This is a genomic window from Nostoc sp. UHCC 0251, from assembly GCF_034932245.1.
GTDB lineage: Bacteria > Cyanobacteriota > Cyanobacteriia > Cyanobacteriales > Nostocaceae > Nostoc.
Window position 1 is genome coordinate 1 of sequence record NZ_JAYGHD010000316.1, and the last position, 24,045, is coordinate 24,045.

Here is a 24,045-nt window from a genome sequence, read left to right on the forward strand (position 1 = left end):
GCGGCTGGCTCCCCTACATATACTTAGATTTTTTCATAAATCAAATACTAGTCCTCTAGCAGATGAATTATGTCTACCGATAGAAATATAAACTAGCTAGCGATAGATACCTACACCGTGGGTAGGATGTCACAATATCGATGTTTGTAGTAGCACCCAATAATCAAAACGTTGTACTGTTGGTTCTACAAGTGTGAATTACATACATACATGAAATTTTGAGTTTTTTTATGGTAAAAACCCCTCCATCCCAGTTTTCACCAGATCAATACAAAGTTGATTCTGCACAAGAAAAAGTAGAAGCTCTTATAGAAACACCACCATCAGATACTGAAATTGACCTAGAGTTTCTTTACACCAGAGATATTGAATTTCGTCAGGAAACGATTTACTTTCTTGTGGTTGATCGCTTTTATGATGGCGATCCAGATAACAGCGAAGGTGCAAATTCAGAACTGTACGATCCAACTAGACAAGATTGGGGTAAGTACTGGGGTGGTGATTTGCAAGGTGTCATCAATAAATTAGATTATCTGAAAAATATGGGAGTTACCGCCCTTTGGTTAACTCCACTGTTTGAGCAGGTTGAAGAGTTATTTGTTGGCAATGCAGCACTACATGGGTATTGGACAAAAGACTTTAAGCGGCTCAATCCTCGCTATATTGCTGATGGAGAGAATCCTTCTTTAAATGCTACCCAAGAAGAAAAAAATACGACCTTTGATCGGTTAATTACAGAACTGCACAAGCGGAATATGAAGCTGGTGCTAGATATTGTCTGCAACCACAGCAGCCCTGATACCAGTGGTAGTAAAGGTGAATTGTATGATGATGGTGTCAAAATTGCTGACTTCAATGATGATGTCAATCATTGGTATCACCACTATGGCGAAGTGCAAAACTGGGAAGACGACTGGCAAGTGCAAAACTGTGAACTATCTGGTCTAGCAACCTTTAATGAAAACAATACTGAATATCGCCAGTATATTAAGTCAGCAATTAAACAATGGCTAGACCGGGGTGTGGATGCACTGCGGGTGGATACTGTCAAGCATATGCCTATCTGGTTTTGGCAAGAATTCACTGGCGATATGACCAATCACAAACCAGATGTATTTATTTTTGGTGAATGGATCTACAGTAATCCTAGTGACGATCGCTCGGTGGAGTTTGTTAACCACTCAGGCATGACACTGCTAGACTTTGGGTTGTGTGTGGCAATTCGAGCCGCACTAGCGCAAGGTTCAGAAATGGGATTCCAAACAATTCAATACATTTTTGACCAAGATTATCGCTACAACGGGGCAACAGAGCTAGTTACCTTCATCGATAATCATGATATGTCCCGTTTCCAATCGCTGAATCCCGATCCAGCGATGTTGAAGGTTGCGATCGCCTTAATTATGACCTGTCGCGGTATTCCCTGCATCTATTACGGTACAGAACAATATCTGCATGACGATACTGATGGCGGTAATGACCCATATAATCGCCCGATGATGGAAAATTGGGATACTGAGAGTGAAATTTATCGTTGCATCAGGCTGTTGTCTGGCTTACGGCGACTGAATCCAGCCGTATCAATGGGTAGCCACTGGCAAAAATACTTAACCCCAGACATTTACTGTTATGTACGCCGCTATCGTGACTCTGTGTGTTTTGTAGCTTTAAACCGGGGAGGAGAAGTTACTTTACCAGAAGTAGAAACAGAATTGCCTGATGGAGAACATACTTGCGTAGTGACTCGCAACAAGTATGAAGTCAAAGACGGCAAGATTTATGACTTAGTACTAGAAGAACGGGGAGTGCTTGTTTTCAGCCACGTTGGCGAACGCATCAAAGCACAGACAATTGTGCGCGTCCAACTTAATGGCGTGGATACCAAACCCGGTGAAATCATTGTGGTGACAGGAGATTGCCCAGAGTTGGGTAACTGGGATATTAGTAAAGCATATCCTTTAGAGTACATCAACCAAAATACCTGGTCTGCCGAGATTCCCTTTGATGAGAGTGCTGGTAAGCTAATTGCTTATAAATATGCCATATGGCGGGAAGGGCGATCGCCTCTGCGGGAAAATCTCGTAAATCGCCGTTGGGTGATTGCCAAAGAAGGCACTGTAAAATGGCGTGATACCTGGGCATCGGGAAGAGAATCGTAAAAAATTCAGATAAACAATGAAGTGTGAAGGAGCAAAATTTTCATCCTTCGCATTTCATTGTTTGTGAATTTGATGGCGCTTCTTATACTCTGTGGTCAGCCGCTACACCTTTATGAATGCAATACTCTAATTTTTAAATGCTTCTTCAATATATTTTAGTTTATAGTGATCTGGATCACATCAGTTTGTGAGCAACAACGGATAATATCAAGCAGATAAACACCTTCAAACTGTCAAAAGTATGAGCGAAAGGACTCTAACTTTTACAGGATAAAACAATGAATGATACCTTTATGAACACTAAGCTCACCAGTTTTTAATACTTACCAGGTCATCTAAAAAAGTTAGAAAAAGGTAAATGGTAATGTATGACCTCTTACTCAAAAATCAATTAAGCGCCCCAAAAAAAGTAAAATTTAAAAATGAAATTTTGGCACGAGTTCAAAGCCGAAGTCAAAAACCTTTAAATGACGAAATAAATTTTTATAAAACTGAATTACTTCCCTATTTTATCAAGTTGAGTCAACACAATCCTGTTTTCAGTGTTACGGAACAACTACGGCTTTTAGTGGGTGTTTGGACACCAATCTGGTCTACCATATCGTTTCATGAAAGTTTGCCGCAAAGAATACAAGAGCAGTCATTCCAAATTTTCCAGCATGATGGTTACTGTGCGAGTATAGCTCGCTATATACTGGGAAAAGAGTCATCTTTATCCGATAATTTTCAATCACAATTACCAGCTTATGATTTCATGATACTCCAAAAATATGGAGTTCAAAATGGAAAATGGGATCTTCAAAATATTGATAGATTTCAGGCTTTTAAAAATAGAGAAGATCCTCTAACTTTAGAGTCAGTCTACAACTGGTTTACTAATATAGTTAACACGAAAGTCAAACTGAATTCGTTAAAATTGGCTTTACCTAAAACTCTCGAATTAGAAAATATAGAGATAAATCATACAAATGATTTAAAAAAAGCATCCTTGGCAACTTCTCAAGTGTTTGAGCATTTATATATAGATAATGACTGGCGACTTGTAAAAACTCAAACAGATGCCTCACATCTACCTAGTTACACACTTTCTGTGAGGAGGCAATAAGAGGTTATTTATAAAGTAAAAATAAAATTACCCTAGTGGTATGGCAAGGCTAAAATATAGCGATCCGATTGGATTTCTGAAATTATTTGCGTAGGAAGGCAATAGGCAATAGGCAATAGGCAAGAAGCCTCTTTGAGTTACACTAAATTTTTTCAAAAATCAAATATGAGTCCTATAGTGTCATAGCTAAAAAATCATAATAAAAATTTAGCCCCAAAAAATTTATAAATAGCCTCTAAGCAATATGAATGAATGGTACAAAGAAGACCTTGCATTTATTCATGACGACGGTTTCCGTGACTTCGCTCTCAAATCTGCTCCCGGTATCCTAGAAATTTTGGCTCAAAACAAAATACATGATGGACTAGTGGTTGACTTGGGTTGCGGTAGCGGATTATGGGCACAAGAACTCACCAAAGCTCATTATTATGTTCTCGGAGTTGACATTTCTGAGTCGATGATTAATATTGCACGAACAAGAGTGCCAAATGCCGAATTTCGGATCGATTCATTATTTAACACAGCTATTCCACCGTGCAATGCTGTCACATCAATTGGTGAATGCTTCAGCTACTTGTTTGATCTAAACAACGATCGCCAAACTCTTGTTCAACTTTTCCAGCGCATATATAATACCTTAACTCCTGGGGGTGTATTCATCTTCGACATTGCAACAACAGGACAAGTCGTGCAGGGAACCACAACTAAGGGATTCACCGAAGGAGAAGGCTGGGTAGTATTAGTTGAAAAGGAAGAGGATGGAGAGCAAATAACTCTGACTCGTCGAATTACCAGCTTCCGCAAGGTAGGGGAACACTATAGACGATCTGACGAAGTACACCGTCTGCGATTATACCAAGTGACAACTGTTGAAAATGAACTCCAGCGCGTAGGCTTTGGAGTTGAAACGGCTTGTAGTTACGGGCAATACCTTCTGCCAAAAGGTCATGTAGCATTCATTGCCCGTAAATTATGTGAATAAATACTTGAATCAAATCCAATCTCGAATTTTTTTTGCTATGGTGATCCCAAAGGAATTGTTAAGTACTTATGAGGTGTGAATCAAGTGACTAGTCGATTGCTTTGTATATTAAAATACAAATACATAGAGAAAATATCTCTATAAAGTGGATCTGTTTTGTTACTTATTCGGTTGGGCAATACGCGCTTCAATATCTTCCAATGTTTGTAACAATAGACGACTTGCCTGCAATTGCCAACCCCATTTCTGAATTCTAAAAGCTAATACAGTTCCAACTATAGCTGCTAACAAACCTATGGGTTGATTTAAAGAAATTCCGAATAACAAACCTAATCCAGCAATTCCCCAAAATGGTAAGGCTGCTGCTTGTCTTTGTTCTTCTACAATTTGAGCAATCATATTAGAAGATTGCTTAGTGGCGAGTAATGCCTCTTTGACTTGCCGCTGTTCGGCTGCTGATACTGATAAACCTATTTTCCGCCGTAGTTTTTCAATTTTGCGGGCATCAGTGCTGTATTCAGTTAGCTCATCTTCTGCCATTTTCAACAGTCGTTCTAGTTGCGCCATTGTGCATTTAAAATCCCTAAAAAGTATATTTCATAATACTTTTGACTTTCGTTTTGTGGTACTAGCGGTGACGCACCTACAAACTCAGTATAAACTTAAAAGGTAATATTTATGGCTACATTATCTAAAAGCACTTTATCTCAATCTTCCCAAGAGCGATCGCTCATCTTGTGGTTTGATGAAGTTGGTATTGCTGATATCCCTATAGTTGGTGGTAAAAATGCGTCACTGGGCGAGATGATTCAACAGCTAACGCCCAAAGGTATTAACGTTCCTACAGGATTCGCCACCACTGCTTACGCTTATCGGTATTTCATCAAATCAGCAGGTTTAGAAGCAAAACTACGCAAACTCTTTGCTGACCTGGATGTTGAGGATGTCAAAAATTTACGAGAACGAGGAAAAAAAGCGCGATCGCTATTAATCCACACCCCATTTCCTTTAGAATTGCGGGAGGCGATCGCTACAGCTTACCAAAGTCTTTGTCAACAATACAACGCAGAGACAGATGTTGCAGTTCGTTCTAGCGCCACCGCCGAAGACCTTCCAGATGCTAGTTTTGCTGGACAGCAGGAAACTTACCTCAACGTTGTCGGCGCTGAAGGAGTTTTAGCAGCTTGTCATAAGTGCTTTGCTTCCATATTTACTGATCGCGCTATTTCTTATCGTCATACCAAAGGATTTGACCACTTTAGCATTGCTCTAGCTGTGGGTGTGCAAAAAATGGTGCGTTCTGATTTAGCAACCTCTGGGGTAATGTTCTCCATTGATACAGAAACCGGATTTAAAGATGCTGCCTTGATTACAGCCGCCTACGGTTTAGGTGAAAACGTTGTCCAGGGGTCTGTCAATCCCGATGAATACTATGTTTTCAAACCAACTTTAAAAGCTGGTTTCCGCCCAATTATCGATAAAAAATTGGGTAGTAAAGAACTAAAAATGATTTATGATGACGGCTCCAAATTTACGAAAAATGTCTCTGTTCCGCCCAGAGAAAGAGGTAAATTTGCCCTCAGTGATGAAGAGATTTTACAACTAGCAAATTGGGCATGTTTAATTGAAGACCATTATTCCCAAGTCCACGGTATTTCCACTCCAATGGATATCGAGTGGGCAAAAGATGGAATTACTAATCAACTTTTTATTGTCCAAGCGCGTCCCGAAACCGTGCAGTCGCAGAAAACGGGAAATGTGTTGCGGAGTTATCGGTTGGTATTGGGGAATAGGGAATGGGGAATGGGGAATGGGGAAAAATCTTCCCACTCTCCACTGCCCCTTGTTACAGGACGCGCGATTGGGGAAGCTATTAGTCAAGGGAAAGCCCGCCTAATTTTAGATGTTCAAAAACTCGAACAGTTTCAACCTGGGGAAGTTTTAGTAACAGAGAGAACTGACCCCGATTGGGAACCAATTATGAAACGCGCCAGTGCAATTGTCACCAATTCTGGTGGTAGGACATGCCATGCAGCAATCATTGCGCGAGAATTGGGTGTACCTGCGATCGTGGGATGCGGCAATGCGACGGAAATCTTGAAACCTGGCCAAGAGGTAACAATTTCTTGCGCTGAAGGGGAAGAGGGAAAAGTTTATGCAGGTTTATTACCTTTTGAAGTGAAAGAAGTTCCTTTAGAAAACTTACCCCGCACCCGCACTCAAATTTTAATGAATGTGGGTAATCCCCAAGAAGCATTGAGTTTATCGGCAATTCCCAACGATGGCGTAGGTTTAGCGCGGACAGAATTTATCATTGCTAACCAAATTCAAATTCATCCAATGGCATTGATTCACTATGACTTGTTAAAAGATGAATTTGCCAAAGCTAAAATTGCTGATATTACCGCACTTTACGACGATAAACCCCAATATTTTGTAGATAGACTAGCCCAAGGCATAGGTAGAATTGCAGCGGCATTTTATCCCAAACCAGTAATTGTCCGAACCTCAGATTTCAAAAGTAATGAATATGCCAATTTGTTAGGCGGGCGACAGTTTGAACCCAATGAAGAAAACCCAATGTTAGGTTGGCGGGGAGCAGCACGTTACTACGATGAAGGCTACAGAGAAGCTTTTGCCCTAGAATGTCATGCCATCAAGCGGGTAAGGGAAGAAATGGGTTTGACAAATGTGATCCCGATGATTCCCTTTTGTCGCACTCCTGATGAAGGGCGTTTAGTTTTGGCAGAGATGGCAAAAAATGGTTTAAAGCAGGGTGTTAACAACTTGCAAGTTTATGTGATGTGCGAGTTGCCCAGTAATGTTATTCTGGCTGAGGAATTTGCTGAGGTATTTGATGGCTTCTCGATTGGTTCTAATGATTTAACTCAACTGACATTGGGGATAGATAGGGATTCAGCGTTGGTAGCGAGATTGTTTGATGAACGCAGTCCGGCTGTGAAACGAATGGTAAAAATGGTCATCGAAACGGCGAAAAAATGCGATCGCAAAATCGGCATTTGTGGACAAGCACCCAGTGACTATCCAGAATTTGCTCAGTTTTTGGTTGAACAAGGAATTGATTCAATCAGTCTGAATCCAGATTCGGTTTTAAAGACAATGCTGGAAGTGGCAAAAGTCGAAGGTACTAATACTTCGGCTCCTTTCGACTTCGCTCAAGGCAAGACGCTCAGTACAAGTTCGTAATTCGAGTAATTTATGCCAGTTAGAGACCGTTACCACGAAAACTTAAAGAATGCCCTAATTAAAGATGGCTGGACTGTTACAGATGATCCCTTTCATCTAAAGTGGGGAAAAAAGGATCTTTACGTGGATTTAGCAGCCGAAAAGTTGCTCATCGCAGAAAAAGGAACACAGAAGATTGCTGTAGAAATCAAAACCTTCAGTGGCGACTCAGAAGTAGCAGACCTAGAACAGGCGATTGGTCAATACTTTACCTACCTTGCTGTAATGTCCCGCAATTATCCAGATAGGGTTTTATACATCGCTGTTCATGAGGATATTTTTACTGACATTTTTGAGGAAGAGCCGCTTGGTAAACTTATATTGGAAGATTACAAAATTCCTCTGATCGTTTTTAATCCAAAGCGGGAGGTTATAGTCCGATGGGTAATCTGGAGCAATACAGGCAGCTAATTTGCAGCATTCTTACTGAACACACAAAGATTCCTTACTCTTATGGCAATATTCAGCATGAAACTATCTTTGATCGAGAACAGGATCGATATTTGGTAATGATTCTTGGTCGAGAGCCAGTACCAGAACTTTCTCCAACTGCAACGCGTCGCGTTCACGGCTGTCTAATTCACATTGATATTATTGATGGCAAAATTTGGATTCAACGTGATGGCACTGAAGAGGGGTTAGCAACGGAACTGGTTAGGGCTGGTGTGCCGAAGGATCGGATTGTATTGGGATTTCGGTCTGAAGAACTGCGGAAAAATTCAGAATTTGCGTAGTTTACCGCCGCAGGCATCGCATAATCAAGGGTAATTAAACTTCTGGATAATTGCCCATAGCATAGCGATCGCCATATTTTGTTTGTGTAATTGTTTACAAAACTTTTGACTGCTTAACCATAAGTATCTTACTATTTTGCAGAATGGCGATTTAGCTTAGTCAAAAGCAAGATGACAAATCTTTGGGAAACCGAACGCTTGATTATTCGCAGTTGGATACCCGAACGCGATGCCGAGCAAGCCTTTGTAATTTACAGTGACCCCGAAGTTACGCACTTTCTTGGTAAAGCTCCTCTGGTAACAAGTGTTGAGTCACAGCGTCAGCGTTTGATTGACAATATCGAGCGTTCGCAGCGACGCAACAATGGTACTGGATATTGGGCAATTGTCGAAAAGCAAACTACAACAATTGTAGGAACTATCATTCTCAAACAATTGCCCGACAAAGATGGTTTACCCACTCAAGATTATGAGGTAGGCTGGCACTTGAGGCGAGCTTCTTGGGGTAAAGGGTATGCAACAGAAGCAGGACAAGTTATGCTCAACTACGGATTTAGTGTCCTGAACTTGCCACTGATTTATGCCGTAGTGAAGCCAGAAAATCATGCTTCAATCCGTGTAACAGAACGATTGGGTATGAAGCCAATAGGGTGGACAAACAAGTATTACGGCATTGAACTACTCCTGTTTCAACTAGATGCACCTGAAGAGTGGAGGGGAATAGGCAATAGGCAATAGGCAATAGGAGATATTAATTATTAACCAATGCCCAATGACAAATGACTAATGACTAATGACTAATGACTAATGACTAAAAAGTGGTTCCGAATTGGGATAGTGAGTGTATTTATTCTGTCACTCGCCTTAAGGTTTTGGGGACTGGAGCGATTCAACACTCTGGTATTTGATGAAGTTTACTTTGCCAAATTCGGTAATAATTATCTCACGCACACGCCATTTTTTAATGCTCATCCACCGCTGAGTCAATATATGATCGGCATCGGCATTTGGATTGGTAGTCACATTCCTCTTGGGCACGATACGGTAAATGGGCTGACGGGTTCATTGCGATCGCCTTGGACTTATCGGTGGTTCAATGCTCTTACTGGCTCATTTATTCCTTTAGTTGTGGCTGCGATCGCTTATCAATTGAGTTATCGCCGTAGCTTTGCAATAATTGCAGGTTTGTTCACAGCTTGTGATGGCATCTTTCTAGTTGAGTCTCGCTATGCTTTAAGTAATATTTATATCGTCATCTTTGGTTTATTAGGACACTGGTTTTTGTTATTGGCATTAGATAACCAAAACCGACGACGTTCTTTTTGGTTAGTTTTTGCTGGCATTGCTTTTGGTTCGTCAGTCGGTACTAAATGGAACGGTTTATGGTTCCTCTCAGGTGCTTATCTCATTTGGATAGCAGCTTGGTTAATTCATTTAATACATTCTTTTCTTAACTCCAAACTCTTTTTTACATCTTCTTCATTGAAAGAGGCAGGAGGCAGGGAGAGTAGAGGAGCAGGGGGAGTAGGGGAAGCAGGGGAGGCAGGGGTTAGTACTTATTCTCCCTCATCCCCCTCATCTCAGTCACCACTACAAAACCTAACTCAGCTAAATATTTTTCACATGCTGTTTTATCTAGGAATTATCCCAGCTTTGATTTACAGCATCATCTGGATTCCTCACCTTCAACTGGATAAAACTTATGGATTTATTGCAGTACATCAGCAAATTTTAAAGTTTCACTTACAGCTAGGTGGCAATAATCCCAACGTGCATCCTTACTGTGCTGCCTGGTACAAATGGCCGTTGATGATTCGGCCAATGGCATATTATTATCAAACGGCTGCAAGTATCACCGAACCGTTACCTGTGATGGGCCCGCCTTTGCCTGCGAGTGCTGGACAAGTTATTTATGATGTCCATGCAATGGGCAATCCATTTTTGTGGTGGTTTGGTGTCGCCGCCATATTGTTTTTAGTAGGGATGCTAGTATCACAACCCGTAATTCTTTGGCTGAAGGAAAAGCGTTTTTCAGTGCCTGCAACTCTGAGTGTTGATACTTGGATTGCCTTATATTTAGTTATAAATTATGCTGCTAACTTATTACCTTGGGTAAAGGTGACAAGGTGCGTTTTTATCTACCACTATATGTGTGCAGTGGTGTTCGTGTTTTTAGCGATCGCTTGGTTTGTTGATCAGTGCCTTCGCAGTTATTATCAACAACTCCGGGCGCTAGGTGTCAGCATTACTTTTATCATTTTGGTTGCTTTTATTTACTGGATGCCCGTTTATTTGGGTTTGCCCCTTTCCCCTAACGGTTACAAGCTGCGAATGTGGTTCAACTCTTGGATTTGATTAAAGGGGCATTGGGCATTGGGCATTGGGCATTGGGCATTGGATGAATAATAACTGCAAACTCCAAACTCCTACTTATTTCTAAACTTAACATAGCTACACATATACAGGATTGTTTAATCACATGGTTTTCACATTTCTTATAGCTATGTAACTTTAACGACTGTTAGACTTTTCAAAGTGTAAGCAGATGAGACAAGGCTGCAAAACGCAACACCAGGGCATGGAAAATTAGATACTAAGTAAAAATGATGAATGGAAAATTATAAAATTTTTTACATTCATCATTCTGCGTTATTACAGATACTCTAGTTTTGATGCTCCCGACTAACACAGGAGGATCGTCATGGAAATGAATTTACAATTCCCAGGTATTAATTTAATTAGCTTGAAAGAGGCACCTATTCATATTTCTAACCAAATTCAGCCTCATGGTGTCCTGTTAGTCTTGGAGGAGCCTGAGCTAAAAATATTACAAGTTAGCACTAATACATTAAAGATTTTCGGAATTGCTCCCGAAAATATGTTACACAAAAATCTAGAAGATTTACTAGACCCATTCCAAATAGAGAGAATTAAAACAGGACTATCTGGCGAAAATCTTGATTTCATCAATCCCACCAAAGTTTGGGTGCGAAAAAAAGGTGATGATTACATAGTATTTGATGCAATATTTCACCGCAATACAGAAGGATTTTTAATTCTGGAATTAGAACCTGCTCTTACTCAAGAAAATATTCCATTTTTAAGCTTTTATCATCTAGCTAGAGCATCTATTAATCAATTAGAAAAAACAGCAAACCTTCGTGATTTTTGTCAAGTTATCGTTCAAGAAGTTCGGAAAATAACGGAATTTGACAGAGTAATGTTATATAAATTCGATGATGATGGGCATGGTTCCGTTGTCGCCGAAGAAAAACTAGAAAGCCTAGAACCATACTTAGGGCTGCATTACCCAGAATCAGATATTCCCAAACCAGCGAGAAAATTATTTGCTGCCAATTCGATCAGAATCATTCCAGATGCTTATTCTCAGCCAGTAAAACTTTTTCCTGTCAATAATCCAATTAGCGATCGCCCAATTAATTTAACCAACTCTATTCTCAGAAGTGCTGCTTCTTGTCATACAGAGTACTTGCATAATATGGGTGTTGGTGCTTCGTTGACTATCTCTTTAATTAAAGACCAAAAACTTTGGGGACTAATTGCTTGTCATCATCAGTCCCCTAAACTTGTTTCCTACGAATTGCGGAAAGCTTGCGAATTTTTAGGACGAGTAATATTTGCCGAAATCTCAGCTAGAGAAGAGACAGAAGACTACTATCACAAAATAAATCTGACACACCTTCAATCAATCTTGATTGAATACATGTCTCAAGAAGAAAACTTTATTGATGGTTTAGTTAAAAACCCACAGCATCTTTTAGACTTGGCCAGCGCTCAAGGTGCAGCTGTGTGTTTTGGCGGAAATTGCACAGTAGTTGGTGAAACCCCTAGAGAAGAAGACCTGAATTTTTTAGTCCAATGGCTGAAAAATAATGTTGAAGAAGAAGTCTTCTCTACAGATTCTTTGCCACAGATTTATCCAGATGCCGAAAGTTTTAAAAATGTCGCCAGTGGTTTATTAGCTATTCCCATCGCCAAGCGGAATTATGTTTTGTGGTTCCGACCAGAAGTAATTCAAACTGTAAATTGGGGTGGCGATCCTAATAAGGCGTTTGAAGTTAGCCAGTCAGAAGGAAATGTCCGTTTATGTCCACGCAAATCATTTGAACTGTGGAAAGAAACGGTTCGCTTAACATCTTTACCTTGGAAAGATGTAGAAGTAAAAGCAGCGTTGGAACTGCGGAAAGCAATTGTTAATATTGTGTTGCGTCAAGCCGATGAACTAGCCCAGTTAGCGCAAGATTTAGAACGTTCTAACGCCGAACTGAAAAAGTTTGCCTACGTTGCCTCCCATGACTTGCAAGAACCACTCAATCAAGTCGTGAATTACGTGCAACTGTTGGAGATGCGCTACAGCGAAGAACTTGACGAAGATGCTCAAGAGTTTATCAGCTATGCTGTGCAGGGAGTTAGCCTGATGCAGACGCTGATTGATGACGTGTTGGCATACTCGAAAGTGGATATGCAAGCGATCGCATTTCAAATGAACGAGGTGGAGAAAGCCTTAAATCGGGGGTTGGGCAATTTGCGTCAACGCATTAATGAAACTGGAGCTACTATCACCCATGACCCCTTACCAACTGTGATGGCTGACAACACCCAACTGATGCAGCTATTCCAAAACCTCATCGGTAACGCGATTAAGTTCCATAGCGATCAGCCGCCACAAATCCATGTGGGAGCAGAAAGGATAGAAGATGCATGGCTGTTCTCAGTTCGGGATAATGGAATTGGCATTGATCCGAAATTTAGCGATCGCATTTTCGTAATTTTTCAGCGCTTACACACGCGGGATGAATATACTGGTACAGGTATGGGTTTAGCCATCTGTAAGAAGATTGTCGAATGTCACCGGGGGCGAATCTGGGTAGAGTCAGAACTGGGTGAAGGCGCAACCTTCTACTTTACGATTCCAGTTGGAGGACGCGAAATTGAGCGTAGAAACGGGAGAAAAACACAAAACCATCTTTTTGGTCGAGGACAATAAAGCTGACATTCGCTTAATCCAAGAAGCATTGAAAAATAGTTCAGTACCTTACCAAGTGGTAACGGTCAGGGATGGCATAGATGCTATGGCATATTTACGCCAAGAAGGTGAATATGCTGATGCACCACGCCCTGACCTTATTCTATTGGATTTGAATTTGCCCAAGAAAGATGGTCGAGAAGTGCTGGCGGAAATTAAAGCCGACCCAGTACTAAAGCGTATTCCAGTTGTTGTGCTAACAACCTCAAAAAATGAGGATGACATTTTTCACAGCTATGATTTACATGTGAATTGCTACATCACTAAATCTCGCAACCTCAACCAATTATTCCAAATCGTCAAGAGTATTGAAGATTTTTGGCTCTCTACTGTGACGCTACCATCAGAGTGAGGCAGGGGGCAGAGGGGCAGGGGGCAGGGGGAGCAGAGGAGGCAGGGGAGGCAGGGGAGGCAGGGGGAGAATAACTAATGACAAATGACAAATGACCAATGACTAATGACCAATGACTAATGACAAATTACAAGATAGAGGAGCAATAGGGGGTGAAACCCGAAGATTATGGTTGTGAGCTACTCAGTAAAAATCTTGTTAATTGAGGATAATCTAGCTTCTGCTAGGTTGTTACAAGAGTTTCTAACGCAAGCCCAGTCCCAAGAGTTTACTCTGGTTCATGTGACGCGATTGGGGGAAGCACTTCAGGAACTAAGTAAGTGTAATTATGATGTTATTTTATTAGATTTAACTCTACCTGACAGCCAAGGATTATCATCTTTACCTCCTCTGATTGGTCAAGCGCCAAGCATACCCATTGTTGTCCTAACCAATACTAATGACGAAGAACTGGCTATTGAGGCAGTGCGGCAGGGGGCGCAAGATTATCTAGTCAAGCGCCAGGTAAATGTAGATGTTTTGGTTCGCTCTTTGCGTTATGCGATCGAGCGCAAGCAGGTTTTAGAATCATTACGCACAGTCAATGAAACGTTACAAAGCCGGGTTGAAGAACGAACTGCGGAACTGGTGAAAGCCAATGAACTTAACCAGTTCAAATCCGAATTTGTCTCAATGCTCTCCCATGACATCCGCAATCCCCTAAATACTATTCTCTTGGCTGCTGGATTACTACAAAACCAAGATGAAAGATTGACCAAAGAGAAAAAACTGAATCATTTACAAATGATTCGCTCGGCAATCAAAAACATGGCAAAGCTATTGGATGAAGTTACATTCATCGGCAAAGCTGATTCTGGTAGACTAGGGTATGACCTCATCTGCTTAGATTTAGAAGCTTTTTGCCGCCAAATGGTCGAAGAAGTTCGATTGCTTGCAAATGATAAGCAACTGACTTTGGTATTTGCTAGTTTCGGGCAATTAAGCGAAGCACTCTGGGATGAAAGTTTGCTGCGGCACATTTTGGGCAATTTACTTAGCAATGCTATTAAGTATTCACTACCAGGTGGTATAGTACGCTTTGAACTAATTGGTCAGGAAAAAGCGGTAATTTTCCGAATCCAAGATTGGGGAATTGGTATTCCTCAAGAAAACCAAAAGCGATTGTTTCAGCCTTTCCAACGTGCAGACAATGTGGGAAACATTCCAGGTACCGGCTTGGGACTAGCGATCGCTAAAAAATGTGTCGATGCACAAGGAGGCGAGATTGTAGTCAATAGTCAAGTTGGAGTCGGTACTACATTTACCGTTACCCTCCCTTTCATGAAAATTTAATTCGCTATTTGGGATCAGAAAAACAAGTTTCTTTAAGACGTAAGTTAAAACAATCTTCAATACACATTAAGAGAAGCGATCTCTTCTATCTGTGGGTAGATTTATATTATTTCTACTTTATAAAGTTGCACTTCATAGAGAACTGAGATCAAACCTTTTCACTTCCTAATTGCCTTTTTATACCATTTACAGTAATCGTCAATAAATTTTCTAGTTTAGGCTGCTTTTCTTGCCTAAAATCTACTCCAGTAAAGTGTTTGCGATACTTTACCTTATTATTCTCTCATGAGAGTAATGGAAGACCCATATAAAATATTAAATCTATATAAAACATACTTTTTAAGCAAGCATTTTAACCAGGGTTTCTCGCTCCTATTCTCAAAGCCCTATAAAACCTAGATTTAGGGGTTTCACAGTGGATCAAAACTCTTACCCATCAAAAAAGACCGAAATTTGCTCTGGGCAAGTTTTGCGGTGAATACGATACCTGCGGTGGGCGTAGCCATCCCAGGATTTGTGACAAATGCAGGTTGAAGAAAATTAATCGATCATTCTTCGGAATTTCTAAAGTTAATTTGTAGCTAATCTATATCTAATTGCACTTTTAAAGTAAAAACAAATACTTATAAAATTAAGTGTAATTACGCATGTATATTCATTCAAAAACTGCTTTAAAAATAATTTTCATTGGTGGTGACGGCGATTCTGCTATGACTATTTTTTCTCTATTCACGAAAAAATTTTCTTCACAAAAATTTTATAAAATTTAGCTAGTATTTTTGTAATTTAAATATTAGATATAGAATTTGTAGCCTAATCCATACCTACAAAAGCAATGCACAAAACCTCGCTGTAAAGAAATATCACTTATTAACATTCAATTCTTTGCATAAAATCACAAACAAAACGTGATAAGTATTATAGCTACAAGGGAAAATTAGCTTTTGTATATCTCTACTTATTTCTACTTAGAGTAGAAATAAGTGCCCATTTATGCATTACAGACAAGGCATTCTTATGTCTAAAACACTAGTTAATTATAAGTGTATGTCCAACAGCCAAACGAAAATTGAATCCAAGGATACAAATTTAACTAACAGTAAGTATTTAACATCTTTTCAGCGGAAATTACTGTTAGGAAGTTTGGAAAAAAGTTTACCTGAATCTTACCGGCAACGCATTGAAATAATGTTGTTGGCAGATGAGGGAAAAACTCAAACGGAAATTTGTCAAATTTTGGGATGTTGTCCAGCAACAGCAAGGTATTGGATGCACATGGCCCGGATGGGGATGGCGCACCTATGGCAAGATTGTCCCATTGGTCGCCCTAAAGCAATAAATGAGCAGTATTTAGAACGTTTGAAAGAACTGGTTAGTAGTAGTCCCCGCGATCATGGCTATGTTTTTCGACGGTGGACAACAAACTGGTTGGGGAAACATCTGGCAAAAGAATTTGGCATTGAGGTAAGCGATCGCCATATCAAGCGACTGCTCAAACAGATGGGATTATCCACACTACCAAAACCCAGCAATTCTGAGCAAAGCAGCACTAAACAGGATCTAGGTTCCAAAATTTTGATTAGTGACCTGAAATCGGCAATTACTCCTGATGATTCTGAATTTTTACCTATTAATTTTGCAAAATTAGGAAAAGATGTAGACATTCATGGCGCAAGATATATCCGCTCAGTTAGTAACTTTGCAACAGTTAAACAATACTCTGGGTTATTCTCTTTCGACAGAGGAATATCAATACTGTCTTCAACAAGGTAAATTTATCAACCCAAAAGTCGGCAAATTCTGGCAAGGAACTGATGCTCAACCAGGAATTTATATTGCGATCGCTGGTAAGGTCAGGTTGCTAGATAGCGCCGATGAGTTAATCGCCACTTTAGAGGCTGGTGACTCATTTGGAGAATTTACCTTGTTTAAGGAGGGTGACTTTAAACCTTACGCTGCCAGGGCTTCAGTAAACTTGCAACTGTGCTTTGTTTCGGCTGAAGTGTTATGGCCATTGATGGCTAGATATCCCCAAATTCAGGAGCATTTGTGGGCTAGGGCAATGTCTCGTAATCCCCAACAAGTGGACTCAGAGAACGCCCCAGCACTGCCATCTGACTCAAAACGAGTGTATGAAACGAAGCTTTTGTCAACGCCAGCAGTAGAGCCACGCGAGAAAAAAATTAGCAAAGCCTATTTTCCCAACTCCACGCAGCGAGTCGGGCATTTATTACAGCGTGTGATTCGGCGCTATCCGTTTTTTGCCCAACAGAGTGGATCGGATTGCGGTGCAGCTTGTTTAGTAATGGTGTCTCGCTATTGGGGGAAAAACTTTAGTGTAAATCGCCTGCGGGATATGGCCAATGTTGACCGCAATGGCTCATCGCTGCGGGGGTTATCGGCGGCAGCAGAAAGTATAGGGTTTACCACGCGACCTGTGAAAGCGAGCCTTGACCAATTAGCGAAGCAAAAATTGCCTGCGATCGCCCATTGGGAAGGTAAACATTACATCGTTGTCTACCAAATTACCCCCAAACACGTCATTGTCGGCGACCCCGCTATTGGACAACGCACCCTTAGCCATGCCGAATTTAAAGCCAACTGGACTGGTTACACATTGCTGCTGCAACCAACAGCCATGCTCAAGGATACCAAAGAGACTTCTACTCCTTTTTGGCAATTCTTTGAATTGATAAAGCCTCACTCTTTAGTAATGCTGGAAGTGTTTGTCGCTTCTTTATTTATCCAGATATTTGGACTTGTTACCCCCTTATTCACGCAGTTAATTTTAGACCGAGTGGTAGTGCAGCGTTCTGAACTAACCTTAACGGCGGTGGGGTTAGGGTTACTGATTTTCAGTTTATTCCGTGTGGCGATGACAGGGTTGCGACAATATCTCTTAGACCACACAGCTAATAAACTCGATTTAGCATTGATTGTGGGATTTATTCGCCATACCCTGCGGCTACCCTTGAGTTACTTTGAGTCCCGTTATGTGGGGGATATTATCTCTCGTGTACAGGAAAACCGCAAAATTCAACGTTTCCTCTCCGGTGAGGCCTTGTCCATCCTGCTGGATTTACTCACTGTCTTTATCTATTTAGGATTGATGTTTTGGTACAGTTGGAAAATGGCGTTGTTGGTCTTGGTGATTGTACCGCCTTTTTTCTTGCTGGCATTGATTGCCACACCTTTTTTACAAAGGATTTCTAGGGAAATATTTAATGCTGTTGCTAATGAAAGTAGCTATCTGATTGAAGTCCTTTCTGGTGTGCGAACAGTTAAATCGACAGCAGTAGAACAGACAGTGCGTTGGCATTGGGAAGAGTTATTAAGTAAAGAAGTAAAAACTAACTTTTCCGGGCAAATGATCAGCAATCGTCTGCAAATATTCAGCAACACAATTGAAGCAGTGGTAACTAGCATCTTGCTGTGGTTTGGGGCGTACCAAGTGATTAACAACCAGCTAACCATTGGGCAATTGGTAGCATTTAATATGTTACTAGTAAATATTATTACACCTTTTCAACGATTAATAGTTTTGTGGAATCAATTGCAAGAAGTGGTGATTGCGGTGGAACGCATTAATGATGTGTTAGATGCGGAACCAGAAGAAGATTTACAGAACCAGGTGCGGCTATCTTTACCACCTATTCAAGGTAACATTCGCTTTGACAATGTAACGTTTCGCTATCACCCTGAAAGCGATATCAATGTTTTGGAAAATCTCAGTTTTGAAGTCCACAGCGGGCAAATGGTTGCCCTAGTGGGACGGAGTGGTTCGGGGAAAACCACGATTTCTAAGCTGGTTTTGGGATTATATCCCCCCACAAATGGCAAAGTGTTGATTGATGATCACGATATTACCAGTCTTTCGTTGCGTTCTCTACGGGAGCAGGTTGGGGTAGTTGACCAAGATACCTTTTTGTTTGGCGGAACAATTCGGGACAATATTAGCTTGGCACATCCTGGGGCTAGTTTAGCAGAGATTATTGAGGCGGCACGATTGGCGGGTGCTGATGAGTTTATTAAAAAGTTACCTATGGGTTATGAAACCCAGATTGGTGAAGGAGGTGGGTTGTTGTCTGGAGGACAGCGACAAAGAATTGCGATCGCTAAAGCGTTGTTAGGCAATCCCAAGTTGTTGATTTTGGATGAGGCGACTTCCCATCTGGATGCAGAGTCAGAAAGGATTATTCAGACGAATTTAAACACAATTCTTCAGGGCAGAACCACCTTAGTAATTGCCCATCGGCTTTCAACTGTGCGGAATGCAGATTTGATTTTAGTACTGGATCGTGGCGTATTGATTGAAAGTGGGACTCACCAAGAGTTGATGGCCAAGCGTGGACATTATTTTTATCTCAATCATCAGCAGTTGGATGTTGCGGGGTGAAAAAAGAAGATAAACAGAAAGCTTTTGTTGTCTCTCCACTCCCAAAATCCAAAATCCCAAATTGATTGATATCAGGAAAAATCATGCCAAACACATTAAATGGAAAGGTTCAAACCCAAATCCATGAGGTAGAACAGGGTGAGGGAATTTTAAGGGAGCAAACACCAGCTATATCAACTGAGGATTGGGCTTATGTTACCAAGGATTTACTTGATAGCTTGCCCCAAGTTTGGACAAGGGGATTGTTGTATTTTTTGGTAGTGTTTGTATCGATCATTTTACCTTGGGCGATGCTATCTAAGGTAGATGAAACTGGTATGGCAAGAGGGCGACTTGAGCCAAAGGGAAAGACGGTGAAGCTGGATGCTGCTGTAGTAGGTACTGTTGCCGAAATTCGGGTAAAGGAAGGTGATTCAGTTAAAGCTGGGCAAACTTTATTGGTGTTGGAATCGGATTTAGTTAAGGCGGAATTACGCCAGGCACAGGAGAAGTTAGAGGGACAATTAAATCGACTTTCTCAGTTAAATTCATCTAAAAGCCAGTTAGTTGTATCTTTTACAACTCAACAGCAACAGAACCAATCTCAACAGTTAGAAAAGCAGGCTCAAGTTGATCAAGCGCAACAGAATCTGAATGCTCTTGTGAATTCCTATGATTTACAAAAAGACGAAAAATTGGCTCAAGTAAATCAGGCACGGCAAACTCTTGAGCATAGTCAGACTGCTAATAAGTTAATAAACAGTAGTTTGACGAGTAGCGAACGAGAAGTTGAACGCTATCGCAGTCTTTGGCAGTCAGGAATTGTTTCAGAAACTTATGTTGTGGAGAAGCAAGATATAGCGAAAGACAGGCAACAGTTATACGAACAAAATAAGTCAGATATTCAGCAGGCTAAACTACGTTTGGTAGAACAACAGAGTATTTATGAGCGGACTATTCGGCAAGCAAATGCAGATATTGAACAGGCACAGTTGCGAATTAAAGAACAAGAAAGAAGTTATCAGACTTTGACTCGTTCTGGTCAGCTTGCTCTGCTAAAAATCGACGAACAACAGAAGAATTTAGAGACAGAAATCACTACGCTTAAGGCAGAAATTGCTCAAAATCATAGTCAGATTGTCTCGTTAAAATTCCAGTTAGGACAACGACTGTTAAGAGCCACCGTGAATGGTAAAGTATTTCATTTACCGATACAACGGGCTGGGTCTGTGGTGCAGCCAGGAACAATGGTAGCAGAGATTGCACCCCAAGACTCACCTTTAATAGTTCGGGCGCAAATGGCAACAACTGAAAGTGGTTCTTTACAAACAGGATTGCCAGTCAAGCTAAAGTTTGATGCTTATCCGTTTCAGGATTATGGCGTGCTAGAAGGAAAATTATTAGAGATTTCTCCTACTACTATAGAGGTAGAAACACCTAATGGAAAGGTAGCAGCTTACGACCTGGAAATTGCCTTAAAAGAAAATTGTATTTCCTCGGCTAATAAGTGTATTGCCTTGCATCCTGGGGATACAGCGACGGCTGAGGTAATTGTACGCCAGCGTCGGATTATTGATTTTTTGCTTGATCCGTTTAAGCAGTTGCAGCAGGGTGGGGTGAAATTATAAAGCGTTGTGACTACTCTCAAGTCTCAGCGTCGGAATGTCGTCTATTTACTTAGAAATAAAATCATGTTACCAACTATCATTATTACCAACGAAGAGATTCTTTCTCAAGTCAAACTATCTTGCCAAATTCCTGAGTTTGTTGACGGGATTGTTGCCCGCAAGGTTGTAGAAAACGCCGCATTTGAAGCGAGTCTCAAAGTAGAGACAGAGGAACTTCAGAAGGCAGCAGACCAAATCCGGTTAATGAACAAACTCAATAGTGCTGATGATACCTGGGCGTGGTTGGAAAAACATAGTATTTCTGTAGATGATTATGAAGAAATTGTCTACAGCACCGTTATTTCTAGTAAGTTAGCCGCTCATCTGTTTGCAGATAAAGTTGAACCCTATTTCTTGGAACACCAGCTAGATTATGTCGGTGTGGTCATGTATGAGGTTTTTCTGGATGATGAAGACTTGGCGATAGAACTCTTTTATGCGATTAAAGAAGGTGAGATGAGTTTTTATGATATCGCTCACAAATACATCCAGGATACGGAATTACGTCGCAAAGGGGGATATCGAGGGATAGTGCATCGTCAGGATTTGAAACCAGAAATTTCTGCTGCTGTCTTTGCTGCCAAGCCTCCCCAACTTCTCAAACCTATAGTGACATCTTTGGGAGTACATCTGATTTTGGTAGAGGAGATTATTCAACCGGAATTGGATAATGACACGTACCAAAATATTGCTTCAAATTTGTTTTCTGAATGGCTAAAGGAACAAATTGCTAAAGTTGACGTTGTTAAGCAGTTAGACTCTAATTGTTTAAGCTCTAATTCCGCAGCCTAACCTTAAATTCTACTCTGTTGGCAACGGGTGAACTTTTTACATTTCTTTTCTCGCGCCCTCTTTACAAAAGTGCAATTATTTTAACTTCTTACAAATGATTACGCAGCAGGAGGACAAGACCTCTGTGAAGCATCATGCTATCTGAATTATCTTATTTATCAAGAAAGGCAGTCCCGATGAAACTTGTTTCATCAGGACTGCCTTCTTCAACATATGTTCTAGTCTGCCCAGTTCATGATAGCTACTTATTTAACCTCTCAGAGGGTGTTTTAGTTTTACCCTAATACACATACTTAAATTTTTGTCAAAATATATTAATGTAATATATTAGTGGACTTACTCTCTAGCTCCCTCTAAGTTCCCTTTCTTCAAAAGCAGGGTGATTTTATACAAGCATAAAAAACTAAACTGGGTTTCAAAGCCTTTCCTCCACTAAGGGAGAAGTTGGGAAAGGGGTAAAAAGCCATAGCACAAAACGATAAATCAAGGCTTATACATTTTTCTTTTTTCGTATAAAATTATCCTGCTATATTCCCTTTCAAAAGGGGAATTTTGATTCTGCTTCTCCCCCTTTTAAAGCTTTCTTGGGGTGATTAATAAGTTTTTAAAATCAGAGTCAATCACTTTTCAAACAACCTCTCAGAGATGTAGTCCCTCAGAGACGATATTAAAAGACAAAACTTTTACACTAATGTCTGTAAAATTATTTATAAAACCATTGACTTTTCAATGTAAGGGACTTCCAAAAAATAAATTATTCCAAAAAAATAAGAGGCAATAGATATTTAATAATGATAACTTTTATGAGGGCGAGAAAAGGGGTTGCCGATGGTAACCCCTTTTCTCGCAAAACGGTCAGCTTAAACTATGACAATTCTCTTTTAAGGGGGTAAAAGATGGTTATAAACCTCTTCTTTAAGGGTGTGTTGGGGTGATCTTCAAAAGATTAAAACGTTAACCGAATCGTATAGCCTTTTATCGGGCACAGAATTATTGAGAGAGGCTTGTTTAGTAAGACTTTTGGAGAAAGGTCGGATTTATTATGCAACAAAGCCATACCGGACTATAAAAAAGGGATGAGGTGTAGTAAAGCTCTATTCTGATCTCAATATAATTTACTGCCAAAGCAATATTTTAATTTAGAGACATAAAAGCTTTAGTTGTGTCTCTAAAAGCGACTTGAAAAGCTTGATTTCCAAGCTTTATTCAATAACAATGAAATTAAGAATTAAACAAAATAAACGTTTAATTCTCTAACTACAAGTTGCTCAAATTATTTTTTTGAAGGAAAAAGATCATGGCTTCCATTAAAATTTCTGAATTACGTCCTGCTGGTTCTGAATTGTTCCAAGATTCTGAAAGCTTCCTCACCGAACTCTCTGAAAGTCGTGAATTAGCTCAAGTTTTGGGTGGTTGGACTTATTACAACAACCAACAAAGCAACAGCATTGTTACCAAAGCTGGTAATACCCTCAACGCTAACACATATGGTAATGCCAACACCGTCGTTGGTAATGCTTAATGGTCAATTAATTTATGTCCCTGAGAAGATTTGATGCATTGGGACATATAGTCATATAGGAATGCCAAAACTGCCATTCCTAATGTTGGTGAATGGGATTTAATTTCAATAAATCCTATTTACAATGCTAATAAAAGATAGGACTTGTTGAGAAATCACGGACTATCTTTTATTAACATAAATCGCTACATCTAAATAATCGTCTATGTTAAGCTAGCCCAAATAAATGAAATCAAAAAAAATAGATTTCTCCAATAGAAATAGAATTATAAAAACAGCCACAAATTTAATAATACTTACGCAATAACTCTCTGAAACTCTTAGAGGCTGTTTTAAAAGCCCTGGCGACTATAAGTCACGGCTACACGAGACTTTACCCACGTCCGTGGGTTAAAAATCCTTGATTTTCTCTTAGTCCACGGAGGTGGACTTCTCTGCGAGACGCTAGGCGAACGCTTGTGTAGTAGCGAATTCATTAGCCCAATATCTTTTCAAACATCCTTTTATTCATTTGCGTACTTGGCGGTAGCCTGAGGTAAGCCGCTTCGCGTCTACGTTTTCTCATGATTTTGCGTAAGTCCTGTTTAAAATATAGGAATCCGGTTTGATTTTTGAAACGATCTACGTAGTCAGGGAATAGGGAACAGGAAAGAAGGCTTTTTAAGGTGTACTGAGTTTTTTCAGAAATCAAATATGAGTCCTATAGAAATAGATTTTTCTAGAAAATGATCT

The 24,045-nt window shown here is 40.3% G+C and carries 17 protein-coding genes; 16 read left to right on the forward strand and 1 reads right to left on the reverse strand.

What is annotated here, in order from left to right; genetic code table 11:
* Nucleotides 1-230 precede the first annotated feature (230 nt).
* The 3 genes from VB740_RS25405 to VB740_RS25415 all read left to right on the forward strand — a co-directional run bounded on the left by VB740_RS25405 (nt 231) and on the right by VB740_RS25415 (nt 4,246).
* Nucleotides 231-2,159, forward strand: coding sequence for an alpha-amylase family glycosyl hydrolase (locus VB740_RS25405; protein WP_323202642.1), 1,929 nt, complete (start codon nt 231-233; stop codon nt 2,157-2,159).
* Nucleotides 2,160-2,523: 364 nt separating this feature from the next.
* On the forward strand, nt 2,524-3,264 hold the full coding sequence (locus VB740_RS25410) for a hypothetical protein (RefSeq protein WP_323202643.1): 741 nt from the start codon (nt 2,524-2,526) through the stop codon (nt 3,262-3,264).
* Between the two features lie 244 nt (nt 3,265-3,508).
* Nucleotides 3,509-4,246 (forward strand): class I SAM-dependent methyltransferase, encoded by a 738-nt coding sequence (locus tag VB740_RS25415; RefSeq protein WP_323202644.1) that lies wholly within the window; start codon nt 3,509-3,511, stop codon nt 4,244-4,246.
* 159 nt (nt 4,247-4,405) lie between these two features.
* Here VB740_RS25415 and VB740_RS25420 read toward each other — a convergent pair whose 3' ends face one another.
* Nucleotides 4,406-4,813, reverse strand: a complete 408-nt coding sequence (locus tag VB740_RS25420; RefSeq protein ID WP_323202645.1) for a hypothetical protein — start codon at nt 4,811-4,813, stop codon at nt 4,406-4,408.
* Between the two features lie 111 nt (nt 4,814-4,924).
* On the opposite strand from VB740_RS25420, the gene ppsA reads away from it, so the two are divergent.
* From ppsA to VB740_RS25485, 13 genes are all read left to right on the forward strand, one after another.
* A complete protein-coding gene (gene ppsA, locus VB740_RS25425) occupies nt 4,925-7,453 on the forward strand; it encodes a phosphoenolpyruvate synthase (protein WP_323202646.1) in 2,529 nt (842 codons plus the stop codon).
* Nucleotides 7,454-7,465: 12 nt separating this feature from the next.
* Nucleotides 7,466-7,903, forward strand: a complete 438-nt coding sequence (locus VB740_RS25430) for an element excision factor XisH family protein (RefSeq protein WP_323202647.1) — start codon at nt 7,466-7,468, stop codon at nt 7,901-7,903.
* Complete coding sequence (locus VB740_RS25435) at nt 7,873-8,226, forward strand: XisI protein (protein ID WP_323202648.1); 354 nt, start codon at nt 7,873-7,875, stop codon at nt 8,224-8,226. Before VB740_RS25430 ends, VB740_RS25435 begins: the two co-directional genes overlap by 31 nt.
* A gap of 171 nt (nt 8,227-8,397) precedes the next feature.
* On the forward strand, nt 8,398-8,964 hold the full coding sequence (locus VB740_RS25440) for a GNAT family N-acetyltransferase (RefSeq protein WP_323202649.1): 567 nt from the start codon (nt 8,398-8,400) through the stop codon (nt 8,962-8,964).
* A gap of 69 nt (nt 8,965-9,033) precedes the next feature.
* Complete coding sequence (locus VB740_RS25445) at nt 9,034-10,581, forward strand: dolichyl-phosphate-mannose--protein mannosyltransferase (protein ID WP_323202650.1); 1,548 nt, start codon at nt 9,034-9,036, stop codon at nt 10,579-10,581.
* 346 nt (nt 10,582-10,927) lie between these two features.
* Entirely contained in the window at nt 10,928-13,234 is a 2,307-nt protein-coding gene (locus VB740_RS25450; protein WP_323202651.1) for an ATP-binding protein, read from the forward strand.
* Nucleotides 13,179-13,625, forward strand: a complete 447-nt coding sequence (locus VB740_RS25455) for a response regulator (protein ID WP_323202652.1) — start codon at nt 13,179-13,181, stop codon at nt 13,623-13,625. The genes VB740_RS25450 and VB740_RS25455 overlap by 56 nt, the downstream gene beginning before the upstream one ends.
* Nucleotides 13,626-13,793: 168 nt before the next feature.
* Nucleotides 13,794-14,957: a hybrid sensor histidine kinase/response regulator gene (locus VB740_RS25460; protein ID WP_323202653.1), complete on the forward strand. Its 1,164-nt coding sequence runs from the start codon at nt 13,794-13,796 to the stop codon at nt 14,955-14,957.
* A 1,017-nt stretch (nt 14,958-15,974) separates the two neighbouring features.
* Nucleotides 15,975-16,730, forward strand: a complete 756-nt coding sequence (locus VB740_RS25465) for a helix-turn-helix domain-containing protein (protein WP_323202654.1) — start codon at nt 15,975-15,977, stop codon at nt 16,728-16,730.
* Nucleotides 16,624-19,353, forward strand: a complete 2,730-nt coding sequence (locus VB740_RS25470) for a peptidase domain-containing ABC transporter (RefSeq protein ID WP_323202655.1) — start codon at nt 16,624-16,626, stop codon at nt 19,351-19,353. Before VB740_RS25465 ends, VB740_RS25470 begins: the two co-directional genes overlap by 107 nt.
* 83 nt (nt 19,354-19,436) lie before the next feature.
* Nucleotides 19,437-20,960, forward strand: coding sequence for an HlyD family efflux transporter periplasmic adaptor subunit (locus VB740_RS25475; protein ID WP_323202656.1), 1,524 nt, complete (start codon nt 19,437-19,439; stop codon nt 20,958-20,960).
* Between the two features lie 63 nt (nt 20,961-21,023).
* Nucleotides 21,024-21,791 carry a peptidylprolyl isomerase gene (locus tag VB740_RS25480; protein ID WP_323202657.1) on the forward strand — a complete coding sequence of 256 codons (768 nt, stop codon included), beginning with the start codon at nt 21,024-21,026 and terminating at the stop codon, nt 21,789-21,791.
* 1,297 nt (nt 21,792-23,088) lie between these two features.
* Nucleotides 23,089-23,313: a hypothetical protein gene (locus VB740_RS25485; RefSeq protein ID WP_323202658.1), complete on the forward strand. Its 225-nt coding sequence runs from the start codon at nt 23,089-23,091 to the stop codon at nt 23,311-23,313.
* Nucleotides 23,314-24,045: the final 732 nt, after the last annotated feature.